Origin of the sequence: Blautia sp. 210820-DFI.6.14 (assembly GCF_020558815.1) — a bacterium.
GTDB classification, from domain to species: domain Bacteria; phylum Bacillota; class Clostridia; order Lachnospirales; family Lachnospiraceae; genus Blautia_A; species Blautia_A obeum.
Window position 1 is genome coordinate 1 of the sequence record NZ_JAJCKS010000031.1, and the last position, 19,053, is coordinate 19,053.

Below are 19,053 nucleotides of genomic sequence, written 5' to 3' on the forward strand. Positions count from 1 at the left end.
TTTTTTTTGCACCAAAAAGAGGCTGCGCACTAATTACTTAGTGCGACAGCCCCTTAAATGTTAAATCTTTATTCAACCGTTACGCTCTTTGCAAGGTTTCTCGGCTTATCTACATCAAGACCCTTGGCAACACTTACATAGTATCCCAGCAACTGCAGTGGAATGACTGCAAGGGATGTTGCAAAATGCGGATCTGTCTTCGGCATATATACGGTGAAGTCCGCAGTATCCTCGATGTTATAATTTCCAAATGTTGTCAGACCCATCAGGTATGCGCCACGGCTCCTGCACTCAACCATATTGCTGACTGTTTTTTCATAAAGAGCCGGCTGTGTAAGGACACCGATCACCAGTGTACCGTCTTCAATCAGGGAAATCGTACCATGTTTCAGTTCACCTGCTGCGTATGCCTCAGAATGAATGTAGCTGATCTCTTTCATCTTCAGGCTGCCTTCCAAACAGATTGCATAATCAATGCCACGACCGATGAAGAATACATCTTTTGCATTCGCCTGTTTAGATGCGAACCACTGGATGCGTTCTTTGTCATCGATGATTCTCTGGATCTTATCCGGCAGAGTTTCAAGTTCTTTAATATATGCCGCGTACTGTTCCTCGGAAATCGTACCTTTTACTTTTGCAAACTGGATAGCCAGCGCATAGGACGCAATCAGCTGTGTACTGTATGCCTTTGTGGTTGCTACGGAAATCTCCGGACCTGCAAGTGTATAGAAGACATTGTCTGCTTCACGTGCAATAGAGGAACCAACCACATTCACAATGCCAAGTGTACGGATGTTGTTTTCTTTGCAGAGACGCAGTGCTGCAAGACTGTCTGCAGTCTCACCGGACTGGCTGATAATGATTGCCAGCGCTTTCGGGTTCAGAATCGGATTTCTGTAACGGAATTCGGATGCCAGCTCAACACGAACCGGAACACGAACCATATCTTCAAATACATACTGTGCAGCCATTCCCACATGATATGCAGAACCACATGCAATAATATAAATCTGGTCAATATCCTGAATATTTTCATCTGTAAGTCCGATTTCAGAAAGATCGATCTGTCCGTCTTTCACAACAGAACTCAAAGTGTCCTGAACTGCTTTCGGCTGCTCGTGGATCTCTTTCATCATGAAATGCTCAAAACCGGCTTTTTCTGCTGCTTCTGCATCCCACTCGATCGTTTTCATCTGTTTCTGGATTTCTTCGCCGTCGAGGTTATAGAAAGTAATCTCGCCCTTACGAACGCGAGCCATCTCCAGGTTGCCGATATAATATACATTTCTTGTATATTTCAGAATAGCCGGAACATCAGATGCAACGTAAGACTCTCCATCAGAAACACCCAGAATCATCGGGCTGTCTTTACGAGCTACATAGATTTCTTCCGGATAGTCTTTAAACATAATTGCAAGTGCGTAAGAACCACGGATACGGACCATTGCATGATTGATTGCATCAACCGGAGTTCCCTCATATTTTTTATAATAGTAATCTACCAGTTTAACGGCAACTTCTGTATCTGTTTCTGAGTAAAATGCATAACCTTTGCGAAGAAGTTTATCCTTCAGCTCCTGATAGTTCTCAATGATTCCGTTATGAACTGCAACAACATTTCCATCATCACTTACATGTGGGTGTGCATTGTTCTCAGACGGTTCGCCGTGAGTTGCCCATCTGGTATGTCCGATACCACATGTACCCGGAACAGATTCTCCGTCATTTGTCTTCTCGGATAAAACCTTCAGACGTCCCTTTGCTTTAATGACTTCTATCTCACCTTCGCCATCACGAACCGCAATACCCGCAGAATCATATCCACGATATTCCAGTTTGGAAAGACCATCCAGAAGAATCGGTGCTGCCTGATGACATCCTGTAAAACCAACTATTCCACACATAAATATTTCTCCTCTTCTCTTCTTAACTTTATATAAAGCAAACTATAATGTAAAAAATAAGCACAATTTTATAAAAGCCAAATTTTGGTCTATCATAACACAAAAACTGCAGGAGTTCAAGTTTATCTGCAAATGCCTGCAATTACCATATCGAATGGCAGTCATCTCATAATAATATATGCCGTGTAGATCAGATACATTGCCACCATGGCAATACCCTCGTTTCTTGTGATCTTCCTGTCACTTCTGGCAAAAAACCAGACTACGACAGAAAAGCCGACAAGGACCAGAATATCGATCACATTTTCACTGATCAGCGACACCGGACTGATAGCAGATGCAATACCAAGGACCATCAGAATATTAAATATATTCGATCCGACTGCATTTCCCACTGCCATATCAACTTCATTTTTGCGTGCCGCAACCACAGAAGTAACCAGTTCAGGAAGTGACGTTCCAATTGAAACGATCGTCAATCCCACAAGTGTCTGGCTCATTCCCAGATCTATTGCGATCCTGCTTGCCGCATCAACTGTCATATCCCCACCAAATGCAATTGCCACTGCACCACCAACAATGCAGAGAATACTCTTTGGATAAGACAACAGTTTCAGTTCTCCATCTTCCAGCTCCTCAACTGCTTCGATCTCAACTTTTTTCCCTTCGGCCCTTGCTTTCAGCGCAGTCCGGATCATATAGAAAATATATCCCGCAAACGCGCCCAGAAAAACAGCTCCGTCCAAATGGCCCAGTGTCATACCATGCGCATCCCCCCATGCAAGATATCCAAGTCCCAGAAGGAGCAGCGCACAGATAACAGAAAGCGGGATATCCCTCGCGATCGTATCCTTCTGCACCATGATCGGTGTCATTATCGCACAAACACCGATCACAAACATCAGATTAAAAATATTAGATCCGACTACATTACTGACTGCAAGTTCATTATTGTGCACCAATGATGCAGTCACACTGACTGCAGTTTCCGGAAGGGATGTTCCCATTGCAACGATTGTCAGACCGATGATGATTGAAGGAACTTTCAGTTTCTTTGCAATGCTGGAACTTCCCTCAACAAAAAAATCTGCTCCTTTGATCAGGAACACAAAACCTATGATCAAAAACACGATTACCAATGCAAACGGCGCATTATTTATATATTGCTCCATGAATGGCTCCTTTCATTGTAGCTTACACTACAAAATGTTATACTTTTGCTGAACATTATCGCACATAAAGTTAAGGAGAACAAGACATGCAGATAACAAAACCTACTTTTTATAAAGAATTTTCCTGTATCGCAGGTGCCTGTCCCGATACCTGCTGTGCCGGATGGCAGATCATGATCGATGAAAAAAGTCTCCAGAAATACCGTAGATTCAAAGGTCCTTTTCGAAACAGACTTCACAATGACATCGACTGGAAAGAACATTCTTTCTGTCAGTATGACAAACGCTGTGCATTTCTGAATGAAGACAATCTCTGCGATATCTACAGCGAAGCCGGTAAAGATATGTTATGCGACACCTGCCGAAAATACCCACGTCACATTGAAGAATTTGAAGGACTGCGTGAATACTCCCTGTCCCTCTCCTGCCCGGAAGCCGCGAGAATTTTTTTATCCCACAAAGAAAAAATCACATTCTTCACCAGAGAAGTCGCAGCACCGGAAGAAACTTTCGATGACTTCGATTATTTTCTTTTTACCGCTTTGATGGACACCAGAGACTATCTTTTCTCTGTAATTCAGGATCGTTCCATACCGGTCAGATTACGCCGTCAGAAACTTCTGGCATGTGCGCATGATTTTCAGCTCAGTCTGGACAAAAATGAGCTGTTCCAGTGGGAAGATATCCGCGGTCGGCATCAAAAATCCGGATATGGCGAGAGATTTCTGAACAAGATCCAGAAATGGAATGACGAATGCCAGGTATCTTCTGAACAGCCCAGCAAAGATTCTACCTCTGCTACAGCCTCACTGCTTGCTCTAAGCAAACAGATCTGGCGCACGGTTATCCCACAGATGGAGGTTCTTCGCCCAGGCTGGCATACATATCTTCGGAAAACGCTCGTTCCACTCTATGGCTCCTGCCAAAATGATACGGAACTCACAGAAATTTATGCCTCCTTCGCGCACGATTATCCAGACTGGACGGTTCACGAAGAACAGCTTCTCCTCTACTGGATCTACACCTACTTCTGTGGATCCGTTTATGACGATCAGATCTTTGCCAAAGTCAAAATGGCTGTCATCTGCACCTTCATGATCCACGAACTCGCCGCAGGAACCTGGTTAAAAAATGACCGTCATTTTACCTTTGAAGATATGATTTCCATCTGCTATCGATTCTCAAGAGAACTTGAACACTCCGATCCGAATCTCAATGAAATGGAACGCCTGATGGATGAAGAAGATGTGTTTGATTTCAGAAATTTACTCACAATATAAAAGATAAGCAGGCGGCCGTAAAGGTCTCCTGCTTATCTTTTATGGAATTATTCTCCCAAAAACTGCTCAACTACCTGTCTGATCAGAGTCCTCTGCTCCGGTGTAAGCTTCTCAATCTTCTCCAGCAGCTCCCGCACTTCCCGCGGAGCTTCTGTATCCTCATTAAAAAAATCACCCGGCGTGATCTGCAGATACTCACAGATGCTGAAAAATCCCTGCATCGATGGCAGTGCTTTGCCATTTTCGATCCGATTAATATAACTCGGGTTCTGTCCCAGCGCAAGGCTCATTTCACGAGCTGAGTTTTGCCCCCTCCCGATTCGTAAATCACTTATTCTCTTACCAAAATTTACCTTTGTAATCATTTGTTTCTCCATCAACCCAACATCACTTTACAATTCTTCCAGAGATAATCGCTGAATATCTCTTCTATTTTCTTTGGATTCTGATCCGGAAATGCCTCACAGAACTGGTTCAGTGTCTCCCCGTCTTTTCTGGATACATCACGGAACCATTCCCGGATCTGTGAAATAAGTAATTCTCTGATCTCATTATTTGGGATTGCCAAACGATACTTCTTTCCTTCCTGGCCACGTTGTGTCAGATATCCGGTCGTAAAGAGTACACTCCACAGGTTTTCGATGCTGCTGTCCAGTTCATTATATGTCAATTCCTGATGAATTTCTTTTACAATCTCATCGCCGGCGATCAGCCGCTCAATCTCATCACGAGTCTGAGTATCCGCCTTATCAATAAATCTGCGCACCATTGCATCTCCACTTGTGTTAGACCAGTAACCCTGTGGAAATGCATTCGGATCTGCTTTTAAAAGATCGCAGTAATTGATCACATCCCACGGACAATACACTTCCACATTTCCAAAGCGATATCCGTCATACCATTCTTTAACTTCTCCATAATGCTCAGATAATCCATAATATTCCAGCATATCCTCTACTTCTGTATCTGTAAATCCAAAATATTCATCAAATCTCACATCCGTAAGCGTCAGCACTTTCAGATTATTAAGACCGGTAAAGATGCTTTCCTTCGAAATTCTCAGACATCCTGTCAGCACAGCAAAATACAGATTCGGATTCGTCTTTAATGCATTGCCAAACATGTTTCTGAGCAAAGACACCATCTCATCATAATATCCATACTGAAATGCCTTATCCAGAGGCACATCGTATTCATCAATCAGAAGAATGACCTGTTTCCCGTAATGTTTGCGAAGCAAGGCTGATAACCTTAAAAGATCTTTTTCCATTGCCGTATCAGACATTTGGAAATCGCCTGTGGCATCCACCCCAATCAATGCTTTGTAAGATTCTTTTTCTTCATCCGTAAGTTTTATACTCTGTTCCAGAAAATAGAATCGTCTTGCTTCCACTCCCAGCGTATCCTTCAAAGCTTTTTTTGCCGCTTCAAAAGACAAGCCTTCCACATTTTTCAGACTAATTGAAATCACTGGAAACTGTCCCATATATTTCTCACAAAGTTCTTTCTTCTCCGAAATCTTCAATCCTTCAAATAATCCAGGATCTCCGCCAATTTCAAAAAAAGCCTTCAGCATGCTCATATTCAGGGATTTACCAAAACGTCTCGGACGGGTGAAAAGATTTACCTTCCCCCATTTTTCAAGAAGCTGTCCAATCACTCCCGTTTTATCAACATAATAGAAGCCTTCTTTTCGGATTTCTTCAAAACTCTCTATTCCAATTGGTAATTTTTTCTTTCCCGTCATTCCTGTACCTCCACAAGCCCAATAAAAAAGGTTCCACGAACTCATTATTTATAGAAATAATGATATCATGAAACCATTTTGACGTAAAGCGAGTTTTAAACTCTAACTTTTTATATCGATTACAGATCAGATGGGTGGATACCTTTCTTCCAATGAGGGAATGACGACTCATCCTGCTCATGATCAATCAAGTTCCAGTACAGAGATATTATTTTGTAAAAATCTTCTTTTTCGGCCTTACGGAATATCATTTTGCCCACCTCTTTACTCATGCAACTCCAACGGCAATCCGTCCGGGTCATGGAAGAAAGTCATCTTCTTGCCGGTATAATCGTCAACCCGAATCGGCTCACAGTCAATACCGGTCTCGGCCAGTTCTTTTACCGTCTGCTCCACACTGTCCACACAGAATGCAAGATGACGCAGCCCACAGGCTTCCGGGCGGTTCACACGCTTCGGAGGATTTTCCTCTGCAAAAATCTCCAGTTCCGTGTGTTCATTGACACGAAGATCCAACTTCCAATCTTTACGCTCCGGGCGGTAGTTTTCTCTAATGACAGAGAATCCCAGCTTATTCACGTAGAAATCCTTTGCGACTTCGTAGTCAGATACGATGATTGCAATATGATGTATTTTTGATAAATTCATTTTTTCACACTCCATATATTGTAATGACACCTCCCCGTCTAGCTTGACTATGTCCACCATTTTCTAAATGTTACATAAAAATATCAGCCCAACACCACTTTACAATTCTTCTTATAGCACGCGATTCCATACTTAATGATATTCCGCATCCCGTCATCTTTCAGCTTTGCCGCATAATCTCTGTCTTCGATCTGCTGCAGAGCTTTCTCACAGGCAGCATCCATATTACCATCTTCTGCGTATTTCAATTCAATCACGATACCAGTGCGGTTCTTTGGCACCTCTACAAGAATGTCACTGTAACCCAAACCTGATTCCGCATTAGATTTAACGAGCCAGTTAGATTTATATCCCAAAAGTCCCAGAAGGATTCCATGATAAAAGTTTTCCTTCTTTGAAGATGCCGTGTCCCGAATACTGATTGTATTCCAGAGATAATCACTGAAGATCTCTTCTATTTTCTCCGGATTCTGTTCTGGAAATGCCTCACAGAACTGGTTCAGTGTCTCCCCGTCTTTTCTGGATACATCACGAAACCATTCCCGGATCTGTGAAATAAATAATTCTCTGATCTCATTATTTGGGATTGCCAAACGATACTTCTTTTCTTCCTGGCCACGTTGTGTCAGATATCCAGTCGTAAAGAGTACACTCCACAAGTTTTCGATGCTGCTGTCCAGTTCATTATATGTCAATTCCTGATGAATTTCTTTTACAATCTCATCGCCGGCGATCAGCCGCTCAATCTCATCACGAGTCTGAGTATCCGCCTTATCAATAAATCTGCGCACCATTGCATCTCCACTTGTGTTAGACCAGTAACCCTGTGGAAATGCATTCGGATCTGCTTTTAAAAGATCGCAGTAATTGATCACATCCCACGGACAATACACTTCCACATTTCCAAAACGATATCCGTCATACCACTCTTTAACTTCTCCATAATGTTCAGATAATCCATAATATTCCAGCATATCTTTTACTTCTGAGTCTGTAAATCCAAAATATTCATCAAATCTCACGTCTGTAAGCGTCAGTACTTTCAAATTATTAAGACCAGTAAAGATACTTTCCTTCGAAATTCTCAGACATCCTGTCAACACAGCAAAATACAGATTCGGATTCGTCTTTAATGCATTCCCAAACATATTTCTGATCAATGATACCATCTCATCATAATACCCATACTGAAATGCCTTATCCAGCGGCACATCGTATTCGTCAATCAGAAGGATCACCTGTTTTCCGTAATGTTTACAAAGCAGTGACGATAACCTCAAAAGAGCTTTCTCCATTGCTGTATCGGACATCAGAAAATCGCCTGTCTCACCTACCCTGAGCAGTGCTTTATAAGATTCTATTTCTTCAGCTGTAAGCTTACTGCTTTTTGTCAGGAAATAAAATCTCCCAGCCTCCACACCTAAAATATCCTTTAAAGCTTTTTTCGCCGCTTCAAAAGACAATCCTTCTACACTCTTTAGACTGATAGAGATTACCGGAAACTGCCCCATATATTTCTCACAAAGTTCTTTCTTCTCCGAAATCTTCAATCCTTCGAACAATGCAGAATCTCCACCAATTTCAAAAAAAGCCTTCAGCATGCTCATATTTAAAGATTTACCAAAACGTCTCGGGCGGGTGAAAAGATTTACCTTCCCCCATTTTTCAAGAAGCTGTCCAATCACTCCCGTTTTATCAACATAATAGAAGCCTTCTTTTCGGATTTCTTCAAAACTCTCTATTCCAATTGGTAATTTTTTCTTTCCCATCATTCCTGCACCTCCACAAAACAAAAAAGGTTCCACGAAAACATCATTTATAAAAATAATGATATCATGAAACCATTTTTACGTAAAGCGAGTTTTCCCAGATATCATAATAGCCACGGTTTCCCGTGGCTATCTTCATTGTTACAATTTATCCTACGCCGTAGTTTTTTTCCTATATTTTTTCAGCTCTGCCTCTAATTCCTTAATCCGACTCTGCGCCATATCTGCACGCTTCTTTTCCCGTTCTGTGTTTTTTATTTCTGCCAGACGTCCTTCTTCATACATCAACTGGTCATGTTCAAAACTCTTCATATACTGCAATGACACCTCCCCGTCTTGCTTGACTACATCCACCATTTTCTGGATGTCTTTCAAATCTTCATTCACTGCATTATTCTGATCCGTGTTCTCCATGTAATTCAGAAACCAATATCTTTTGCCGTATTGTTCTGATCCGGTTCCACATCATATACCGAAGGAATCTCATCTCCCTCGATACTTACACAATCTCCTTCAATACAGACATCCAACCTTGCCCCTCGCAGATCTGTATTCATCCCTGCATAAAATTTCTGTACACTTACCCTCAGATTTTTGAACTCACGATTAAATAACAGCTTCAGAATCTTATTGGTAAATTTCTCTCCTGTTTCCAGATGAGTCAACATTGCATTAAACAGGAAATCATCCATCAGACTCAATTCTTCCAGTTTTCTTCTCTGCATCCACATTCTCCCTTCTTATGATGACAAAGAAGAATGCCGATATCTTACATGTCCCGCCCTATCCTCTCCGCCATATTTTCTTATTTTTTCATATGGGGATTAGATAACCGAACGGTTAAAGAACTTTCCCAGATATGTAATTTTAATATAACAAAATGGGCTAAGAATGTCAATTGAGTTTTTGCCAGATATCACAATAGCCACGGTTTCCCGTGGCTACATGCATTACAGATCAGAGAATAAATCTCCCTTATATGTACCATCCTCCAGCATCTTACTGAAGCTTTCTTTTACTGCTGCAACATCCTCTTTGTAAGTCATTCCATACCAGGTATCATTGGTACGCAGCACCTTCACAGACATCTTTCCTTCTGATAACAGTTCTCCGATAAATGTCGGAATCAGATATTCTGCTTTCAGCGGATTCACCGGAACTTCTTTCTCAAAGAATTCTTTAAATCCCTCTTCCAATGTTTTCAGGAAATCAGGAGTAAGTCCCCACATATTCATGGAAACCAAAGAATCAACATCCAGCTTCACTTCATCAGCTTCTGCACCCTCTGCAGTCTTAACGATATTCTTTGTTTCTACAACTTCCGTCAGATTATTCTCTGCATCCATTTTACAGATACCACGGGTAACTCCGCCATTATCTGATAAAGTATTTTTCAAAACAAATCCAGCCATACAGGACTGTCCTCCATTTACCAGATACTCATGAACCGCACGGAATCCTTCTTTTCCATAATAATCATCCGCATTGATCACGATAAACGGAGTTGTCAGCACATCCTTCGCTGCCAGAACAGCCTGTCCCGTTCCCCACGGTTTCGTTCTTCCTTCCGGTAAAGTACTCGGAATGTCATTAATATTCTGAAAAGCATAATCTACAGTCACATTATGCTCACTGCAAATACCGGCAATTCGATCACCAATAACTTCTTTAAATTCATTCTCAATATCCTTGCGGATAATAAATACAACCTTGTTGAAACCAGCCTCGATCGCATCATGAATTGAATAATCCATGATGATGTGTCCTGCTGCATCTACTGGTTCTAACTGTTTAATTCCACCACCGAATCGCGATCCGATACCGGCTGCCATGATAAGTAATGTTGTTTGCATGGGGGATCTCCTTTGTTTGTTACTTATTTTCTACTGACAATCATTTGGGTGACTGACACCTTTTATCCGTAACACTTTTCGAACATCTTGCCTAATGGCATTATCTTTCAAAGCATTATTTGTATGATTTAATTTTTTCTTGTTCTTCCATTAATAATTTATCATATTTTTGCAATTATTTTTTTATTTTCACACAAATAAAATTTAACGCCTTATTGATTGTGTCTGGTAATAAGAAATATGTAATCATTAAAGTCATAAAAATATATATCGCAAATCCCAAAATTGCCTTAAAACACAATCCACATATCAAATATATACAAACCTGGACAAACGGATAACTTAATTCCTTTATATTGTATTTTATATATTTAAAATCATATACGCTCATAAAATACCAGCAAATAGCTGATAACAATGTGCCTATAGCAAAGCATTCCTTAATTGGCCAAATCTTATAACATACTATATTAAACGTAAAACCAATTATAATAACTCCTATCAACTTGATAAAGTATATATTTTGTTTTTTTTGAGCTTTATAAAGATTAATATATATACCTTTTATTACTATATTAAAAATCTGTGCTCCAAACAATAAAAACATCACATGTATTGATTCTATATATTTTGTTAAAAAATTTTCCAAAACCCATCTCGCCGGAAAAGCACATGCAACAATACATGTAGCCAAAAACATAACCATATTTCGCGCTTCTCGAATTTTTTGCAAATCGATTACTCTACAAAAAAAATTATACATAGTTATAGTAACAGACGATGTTAACACTTCCAAAAAGTTTTCAATGCTAACTGCAAATGAATACTGAGCAAATGCTATATTGTTCATTAATGTCTTTACAAACCATCTATCCATACCTGTAAGAAAGATTGATGATAAATTACCCAATGTAAGTGAAATACCATTTTTCACATTATATAATATAAGTTTTAAATTTACACTTTTAATTTCAAACCTAATTTTCTGCTTTTTCCAAGCATTTCTCATAAGTATCATACACACACAATAATTAACAACAATGATTACTCCTATATATAGATATGGATTGTCTTGATGCAGAAAAAAAATCAAAATCATATTTAATATAAAATATGACACAGTGGTACTATTGATTATTTTACCATATAATGCAAATTCTCCTGATGCCTGATATATACATTGATAAAAAGAGAGCATATTAGAAGGTATTATTGATATCGAAAAAGCAAGCATCAAATTATTCTTTAATACAACCCCTATTCCTATACTTATAATTGTTACTATGACCTGAAACACTTGAAATGTTGATAAATTTTCTTTCAAAGAATCTTTATCAATTTTATTTATTTCTTGTCCACCATACAAAAGATACAACGCATCAACATATCCAAAATGCAATAGTCCTATATACGAAACATATAATTGAAATGTTTTTATTTCAGCATAAGAATTTATCGAAAGAAATTTGGGCAAAATAAAACTACTCAATAGACCTATTATGAGATTTACAACATTGGCAATTAAAACTTTCAGCATTCCGGTCTTAATATTGGTTAATTCTGACATTCTCTTTTTTCCTTTTATAGAATTGATTATTCTGGCCTATCAAGCCATTAATTACGCAATAATTGAATATCCCATATACAACATGTGTATTAGTAATATAATTTTCAACAAATGCCGATGATAATAATGATAAACTTAAAGCCAAAATTATTGATTTCTTTTTCCAATTTTTAACTGTCAATCCGTTTTTTATATAAAATAAAAAAATAATTGCATACCCAAAATATCCCAATATTCCATTCTTAACAAGTATGCTCAAAAATGATAACTCAACAGTTCCATCCCATCCAATAACTGCTCTAACATTGTTGACATAGTTTCCATCTTTCCATGCCATTTCAGCATTTCCATACCACATATGAAAAAAATCCGCTTTATATAATTCAATATATGTTATAAATCCTTTCATACGAATCATATATGAACCGCTATCTGAAATAATAAAAGAATATACAAGCGCGGCTCCTATAACACCTACTATACTAACTACAAACACAAATATACCACGCTGACTCGCTTTTAACTTCAACAAAGCATCATAATGGGATACAACTAAGAATACAAATGTCATAATCAAAGCACCCCTTGAATTAGAAGCTATCAATAAGACAGCTGAAATCCCCATAACCCATTTATTAATCTTCATTCTTCTTTCATATCTATTGTATAAACATATAACACTAAAAACTATTAACATCGCACACGCAAAATAATTTTTATGCTGCAATCCACCATTAAATCCAGAAGATATTGCCCCCTCAACAGCGATTGAAGTTAAAGACTCCCCACCAATCAAAGCTAAACTTGTCGTAATAATAGTTCCCATCAAAACTCCATATGCCGCATGTCTAGCCATATTCAAAGAAGTAATAAAATCATCAGATAATAATGCAAATGCTGCCACAAAAAACATTGTCAACAAAAGTTTAGCTTTTAATGCATTACTAATATTTTGCATCATTATCCCAATAGAAAAAAATATTTCTACTATTAAAAATAATTTAAAAGTAGTCTTATGTCTTAATCTATTTCTCTTCATATTTCTAAATCTACTATAAATAATGCCTGATAAAATCAATGCAATCCCAGAATATGTAACTATTTCATCTAATCCCTTTTGTGTTAAAAAACTTGAATTTCCAATTGTTGTAATGAAGAATGCAAAAAAGATATAAGTATTTCGATTCAGTTTGATTTTCACTTATTATTTTCTCCCTTCCAACTAAATTTAATATCCATATAAACTCTCCATTTTAACCCCATAAACTAATCTAATAATAATTACATCATTTTGTTATATCTAAACACATACCAAAATATATCTAAATTTTTTAAATATTGAATGACTTTTCTCACTTTTCCACCTTTAAAATATTGTCTTCGCATTTTAAGCCTTCTCTTATATACAGAAAGGAGTTTCTTATCTACTATTCCTTCCAACTTCAAAATATTCCATGCCTCTTGTGACGAATCAAGCATTTTTTCTTCATCATTAGATGTGTTTTGACCATCATTTTTATGTATGTAACAAAATTCATTATTTAGTACAAACTTATTTCCTTCATTAAGAAAAAGCACCCATAGTAACCAATCATCAGCTCCATTTATCTTCATAACATGATTTATCCATAACGACGGAATTTTCTCCCTCTGAATAAGACATAATCCAGGCGATGCAATCATATTTCCAAAATAAAAATAATATGAAAAATTATTTACAACAGACATTTGTTTTTTATTTTTATACAATTCTATTCTAATTCCATCACTGTTTTCGCTATAGCCATTTGATAATATCGCTGCGTTGTCACCAATCAAGTCAAATTGAGTTTTTATTGTATTTGGAATAATTTCATCATCCTGATCTAACATCAGAACATATTTTCCTTGTGCAACATTAATACCCGTAATCCTCGCCTGCTGAATTCCCATATTTTTCTTATGCCGTACAATGTTCAAAAAATATCCATCGACCAAATCTTTTTCATACTGAATTTCTATTTCAGGTGAATCATTTACAACGACTACTTCAACTGTAATCTCATTTGCGTTTGCAACATTTTCTTTTACCATTCTTAAAATGTTATTAATATATTTATTTCCCTTATAAAAAGGAACAATCACCGATACATCCATTATTTACCTCAATTACTTTTTTAAGCGTTGTTTGATTTTATTCACAGTAGTAGTAAATCCATTTCGCTTAAAATATTGACACACTCGACCAATCATACTCGGCACAAAGCGAACCATACAATATGTATTTCTTATAATTCCAAGCTTTTTTCTATAATCCTGTAAAGATATGATTTCTTCTCTATTAAGACCTGCATTGATAAGTTCACTTCTTGTGCTTTCAAAATTCAAACTGTCAGATATCACTATGTATTCATGTGGTAAAAATTTCACAAAATCTGGCATAACAATCAATCTATAATTCGCCTTTAAAAACTTAACTTCTTCAGTCATTGTTACTAGCCCTCGAACATTATACATCTCCGTCAGAACCGTTAATTTATTTGATGGATTTGGAAATATACATTCATCCCCCCTTATACCATCAAGCCAAAGAATAATTGGTTTCAAAAATCTCTTTTCTTTTTTACTTCTTTCAGAGTTATAAGCTCTTATAGCCATCTCACGTCCAGTATACAAGATTCTCTTCTCAACACTTTCACTAGACAATTCTTCATACTTCAACTCAAGATTACATTTTGTGCAAAATCCCAATTCTAATGGTATTCTTTTAATTTCATGTGAATATCCACCATAAGACGACTCTTCTGCCGCTTCCCACATATTCGTCCCTTGCTCTATAAGCGCCATCTGGTTTGTTCGTTGCGCTGTTTCAAAATTATTTTCCATTGTTGCTATATCGCGCATAGTATAGCAGCAAGTTTTATAAATTAGTTGTTTCTCACTAATTGCTCGATAATGTGCAAACTGAAGATTATCCAAGTGCGTAATCTTTACCTTATCATTTCCGAACACAGTATGATGTCCCATAGACAATGTAAGACCCATTTTTTTATAATATGCAGCAGGAATAATTGCTTTTGTTACAGGCGTTCCATCTGAATAATTCCATGCTGGACGAATCAAACAATATTGCATTTTTTTAGGGATAAAAGCTTCCTTTTCATTGTCATTTTTTGTCATAACATACCATCGCCAAGTCACATAGTAAATGTTATCCATAGGGAGTTTTTCAATGACTTCTCGCGGATTATTTTCACCTGTTAAAAATTCATCTGCATCTAACGGCAAAATCCAATCCGGCTTGATTTCATTTATAATCTTATTCAAATATTTATTGTCCAGCCGATATTGATTATAGGCTTCCAACGATTCATCATAAACAGTGATTTTGAACCCTTCTGCAATTAAATTTCGTATAATTTTAATCGTACTATCAGTGCAACCATTATCAATAATTACCATCTCATCTACAAAGTTATAATTATAACGAACAAAGGATTCTATAATTTCGCTTTCATTATTTACCATCGTAAAGGACACAATCTTCATATTTACCTCATTAAACTTTTCTCTACCCGTTGCACAAGACAATTTATTCCGTATAAAATTACTGTGCTTAGTAGTACAGCCATACCATATATCATAAAATTTTTAATCATTACCTGTTGTTGTTTCAACTAGTCAAGGAATAGCACATGCGCTAAATAAAGTTCATACGATATGTTCCCTGTCAATAAAATAAACATCTTTACAACATTTATTCTTTTTAGACTTTCAATCACATAAACCATAGCTACACTACCTATGGAACATAAACCTTTAGAACTCTTTTTAAGAAATATCTATTTTGTCCATTCTTCTCATATGAACAGGATAAAACATATCCAGAAATAAAGAGGAAAAGACAGACTCCAATGGATTCAATGCCGCAATATGTAATACTTGCCTAAATGCTCAACTATTATCATAAAGATAGCTAATCCTTTTAAAATCTGCGTATCCTCTTTTAAAATCATTTTCTTATTACCTTTCTCTCACCATTTTCTCTCTCTTATCAACAACAACACTACCTGCTGGGACATCCTTAGATACCAATGTTCCTGCACCGATAACACTACCTTTTCCAATTGTTACTCCATCAAGGATTATCACATTACTTCCAATCCAACAATCATCCTCAATGGTAATTCCCTTTTGTTGAACTCCTTGACTTTTAATGCTATTATCCGTATTAGAAAACACATGGTTCTCCGCAAACAGACTACATTTAGGCCCAAACATTACATTCTTTCCAATAACGATTCTCCCAGAACACCCCACATATCCGTACGGTCCAATCGAGCTGTGTTCTCCTATCGTCAATCCAATTCCATAATCGCCCCCATAATAACTGGATGGTCTAATCATAACTCCTCTGCTTATAGTCACATAATCTCCAAAATTCAGACCGTTAGAACATAAGCCATGGATTTCAGCGAAATCTTCAAATTTAACATTTTTCCCACAGCGAATGTGTTTTCCATGGGATATCTGTACACCTTTTCCAACAAGAAGCATTCCGTGCGTTTCTTTCAAGAACAACTTTTTAAAACACCCTCGAATGACTTTTACACCTGTTCTGCAAAGAATGTTTATTTTGTCTTTTTTCTCAATCGCTGCGTTCATACTCATCATCCTATTATTTTTCTATAAATATCCATAAGCTGTTCATAATTGTCTTCAGGCCTATATTTCCATTCATAGTCCAAACGTGCATTTCGTCCAATTTTTAAAACATGCTCTGGATTGCTCCATAGTTTCGCAATACATTTTCGAAAAGCTTCGACATTGCCAAGTTCCACCTTGTAACCATTTACACCATTTTCAATTGCTTCTGTTGAAAAACCAAGATCCGTTGCTATCAAACCTTTTCCAAGACTTTCTGTTTCAATTTCAACCATTGAGCATCCTTCATACCAAATGGATGGGAAAACCACAAATTCTCCACCCTTCACAATTGACAGACATTTATCGTGTTGCGTATATCCAAGAAAGTAAACATTGTCATGTCTGTCTGCCCAATGCCTAAACTCTTCTTCGAGCGGACCTCCACCCATTACTACCAAAGGAATATCTGGCAAATCATCCCAAATTTTCATCAGGATTCTAATTCCTTTTTCCTCACCAATACGGCCATAAAAAACGACATACCGTTCTGGTAAATCAGCTACTTTTAATGCTTTGAGATTTTCTTCTGTATCTGGCACAAAATTATATTTCTTTATAATTTTTTCCTTATCAAATCCGATGTTCGTAAGAAGCCGAATTTGATTTTCATTCAAACAAATATAACGGTCAATTTGCTTATAAAAGCTTTTTCTTATCCGGTGATATGTAAAAATACCTGCTACGATAAAGCTCTGCAATTTAGAATTTTTAAAGCATCCATATTTACACATACGAAAATACCTTCCATCACCGCATTCATTGCAGAGCTCTGTTCCACGTAAAGACGTTGAGCACGGGCAAACAAAACGAGTATCATGTAGCGTAGCTACAACTTTAACACCACTTCGTTTTGCTGCATAAAGAATCGACGGTGAAAGTAATGGAAAAAAAGTATGAATATGTATAATATCTGGCTTTTCTTCTTGAATTAACTGCTGTACAGCTTTATAGTTCTTTGAACTCCACAACATTCCAAATGTTGCAGATAGCTTGCCAAACACCCCTGCATTATCAAATTCATCATTGGAAACCGTATATCGAACCACTTGATTTCCATGACTTTCCAACAATGCAGTTTCGCTCTTAAAGACTTGATCATCCCCACTTGCTGAACCTTTTCTATGGAAATTATGTATTGCTAATATTTTCATAGTTAGTTCTCCCTGTTTGTGAATACATCTTCATATTGTCCACAGATCTTATCCCATGTGTACTTCTTCGCAACACGCTTCTTGGCTCTCTGACCTATCTCTGCAATTTCATCCACACTCATTTGATCTGCCTTATCAATCAACTTTGCAAGACTATCCGGCTTGCGACTCCAATACAAAGCACAATCTTCTGCAACTTCTTTATTAAATCCAACATCAACCAGCAAATTTAAATCTGTACTGCCAAGGGCCTCAATCAGTGACGGATTAGTACCGCCAACCGTGTGGCCATGGAAATATGCATAGGCATTCTCTCGAATTTTTTTCAAAAGTTCCTGATCGTAAACAGTGCCAACAAATTTGATTCTCTTATCACCCTTGAAATGAAGTTTTTCTTCAAGCTCATTCAAAAACTTATCATTCACATTTGTAATGATAGCAAAATTCTTGTTGCTCTTACTCTTCATAAACTCTCGAATCATAACTTCAAAAGAGTTTTCCGGCACAAAACGACCGACAACAAGGTAATAGCCCTTTTTCCTCAATCCTTTTTCCTTATACCAGCTCACCAGTTTTTCATCATCATCCGCTAGCTTGCTAAGGGTAAGATCTGCACCGTAGGCAATAAAAGTCGTTTTTGGATTTCTGCTTTTGATTCCCTTTCCATCATAGCTCTCATGAATATACTTTTCGATATTCACAGAGTCACAGATAGCAAGGTCGCAATATTTGACCATCATCTGCTCAGAAATCTTCCAGTACTTCCGAATCGGTGCAGACCACTTTGCTCTCATCCATTCATGACCATCTGGATTCAGATATACAGTACCACCCAACTTATGGATTTCTTTATAAAAATGTCTGGCAAAGGGACCTATACGACAAGCCATAATGTAAACAATCGGATGTGGAATGTGCTTTTTCTTAATATGCTCACAACAAACCTTCAATGCAGCCACATCATAATAAATTGCCTGTGCAGGTCCAATCTGCGGAATATTAATCTTAAAACAGTGAGCATTATGGAACTCAAATTCGTGATCGTTGATTTCAGTCACGCCTTCAAACTTGCTCTCATCCATGCATCCATCACCATTTGCTTTACAGGCAACATGATATTTAATTTTTTCATTATTCTGGTGATACTCTGTAAGTTTCACATGAAATGTTTCATACCCACCATATGCCCCAAGGCTCTTCGCACCTACCAAATAAACATGCTGTATTTCTTTCTTCGATTGCACTCTTATACTCATCCTTAACTTTTCTAGTT

16 protein-coding genes and 1 pseudogene are annotated in these 19,053 nt (G+C 37.5%); 1 reads left to right on the forward strand and 16 read right to left on the reverse strand.

What is annotated here, in order from left to right:
- Window positions 1–68: 68 nt before the first annotated feature.
- Together glmS and LI112_RS15625 are read right to left on the reverse strand one after the other, a co-directional pair.
- Entirely contained in the window at window positions 69–1,907 is a 1,839-nt protein-coding gene (gene glmS / locus LI112_RS15620; RefSeq protein WP_227191020.1) for a glutamine--fructose-6-phosphate transaminase (isomerizing), read from the reverse strand.
- A 161-nt stretch (window positions 1,908–2,068) separates the two neighbouring features.
- On the reverse strand, window positions 2,069–3,079 hold the full coding sequence (locus tag LI112_RS15625; RefSeq protein WP_118367747.1) for a calcium/sodium antiporter: 1,011 nt from the start codon (window positions 3,077–3,079) through the stop codon (window positions 2,069–2,071).
- An 86-nt stretch (window positions 3,080–3,165) separates the two neighbouring features.
- On the opposite strand from LI112_RS15625, the gene fliB reads away from it, so the two are divergent.
- The gene (gene fliB, locus LI112_RS15630) at window positions 3,166–4,359 is read left to right on the forward strand and encodes a flagellin lysine-N-methylase (RefSeq protein ID WP_227191021.1); all 1,194 of its coding nucleotides are present in this window, start codon (window positions 3,166–3,168) and stop codon (window positions 4,357–4,359) included.
- 47 nt (window positions 4,360–4,406) lie between these two features.
- Here the strand turns inward: fliB and LI112_RS15635 are convergent, their stop codons facing one another.
- From LI112_RS15635 to cps2T, 14 genes and pseudogenes are all read right to left on the reverse strand, one after another.
- The gene (locus LI112_RS15635; RefSeq protein WP_227191023.1) at window positions 4,407–4,724 is read right to left on the reverse strand and encodes a helix-turn-helix domain-containing protein; all 318 of its coding nucleotides are present in this window, start codon (window positions 4,722–4,724) and stop codon (window positions 4,407–4,409) included.
- Window positions 4,725–4,762: 38 nt separating this feature from the next.
- Window positions 4,763–6,151, reverse strand: a pseudogene (locus tag LI112_RS15640) (AAA family ATPase); the annotation flags it as partial.
- Window positions 6,152–6,370: 219 nt separating this feature from the next.
- Window positions 6,371–6,754, reverse strand: coding sequence for a VOC family protein (locus LI112_RS15645; RefSeq protein ID WP_227191024.1), 384 nt, complete (start codon window positions 6,752–6,754; stop codon window positions 6,371–6,373).
- A gap of 83 nt (window positions 6,755–6,837) precedes the next feature.
- Window positions 6,838–8,526, reverse strand: a complete 1,689-nt coding sequence (locus tag LI112_RS15650; RefSeq protein WP_227191026.1) for an AAA family ATPase — start codon at window positions 8,524–8,526, stop codon at window positions 6,838–6,840.
- A gap of 150 nt (window positions 8,527–8,676) precedes the next feature.
- Window positions 8,677–8,937, reverse strand: a complete 261-nt coding sequence (locus tag LI112_RS15655) for a hypothetical protein (RefSeq protein ID WP_227191028.1) — start codon at window positions 8,935–8,937, stop codon at window positions 8,677–8,679.
- Between the two features lie 5 nt (window positions 8,938–8,942).
- Window positions 8,943–9,248 carry a hypothetical protein gene (locus tag LI112_RS15660; protein WP_227191030.1) on the reverse strand — a complete coding sequence of 102 codons (306 nt, stop codon included), beginning with the start codon at window positions 9,246–9,248 and terminating at the stop codon, window positions 8,943–8,945.
- A gap of 225 nt (window positions 9,249–9,473) precedes the next feature.
- Complete coding sequence (locus LI112_RS15665) at window positions 9,474–10,376, reverse strand: sugar phosphate nucleotidyltransferase (RefSeq protein ID WP_227191031.1); 903 nt, start codon at window positions 10,374–10,376, stop codon at window positions 9,474–9,476.
- A gap of 175 nt (window positions 10,377–10,551) precedes the next feature.
- Entirely contained in the window at window positions 10,552–11,943 is a 1,392-nt protein-coding gene (locus LI112_RS15670; protein WP_227191033.1) for a lipopolysaccharide biosynthesis protein, read from the reverse strand.
- On the reverse strand, window positions 11,921–13,144 hold the full coding sequence (locus tag LI112_RS15675) for a hypothetical protein (protein WP_227191035.1): 1,224 nt from the start codon (window positions 13,142–13,144) through the stop codon (window positions 11,921–11,923). Before LI112_RS15675 ends, LI112_RS15670 begins: the two co-directional genes overlap by 23 nt.
- A gap of 80 nt (window positions 13,145–13,224) precedes the next feature.
- The gene (locus LI112_RS15680) at window positions 13,225–14,079 is read right to left on the reverse strand and encodes a glycosyltransferase family 2 protein (protein ID WP_227191037.1); all 855 of its coding nucleotides are present in this window, start codon (window positions 14,077–14,079) and stop codon (window positions 13,225–13,227) included.
- Window positions 14,080–14,091: 12 nt separating this feature from the next.
- The gene (locus LI112_RS15685; protein ID WP_227191038.1) at window positions 14,092–15,471 is read right to left on the reverse strand and encodes a glycosyltransferase family 2 protein; all 1,380 of its coding nucleotides are present in this window, start codon (window positions 15,469–15,471) and stop codon (window positions 14,092–14,094) included.
- Window positions 15,472–15,945: 474 nt separating this feature from the next.
- Entirely contained in the window at window positions 15,946–16,587 is a 642-nt protein-coding gene (locus tag LI112_RS15690; protein ID WP_227191040.1) for an acyltransferase, read from the reverse strand.
- A 5-nt stretch (window positions 16,588–16,592) separates the two neighbouring features.
- Window positions 16,593–17,780, reverse strand: coding sequence for a glycosyltransferase family 4 protein (locus tag LI112_RS15695; protein ID WP_227191041.1), 1,188 nt, complete (start codon window positions 17,778–17,780; stop codon window positions 16,593–16,595).
- Window positions 17,781–17,782: 2 nt separating this feature from the next.
- Window positions 17,783–19,024 carry a beta 1-4 rhamnosyltransferase Cps2T gene (cps2T, locus tag LI112_RS15700; protein WP_227191043.1) on the reverse strand — a complete coding sequence of 414 codons (1,242 nt, stop codon included), beginning with the start codon at window positions 19,022–19,024 and terminating at the stop codon, window positions 17,783–17,785.
- Between the last annotated feature and the right edge of the window lie 29 nt (window positions 19,025–19,053).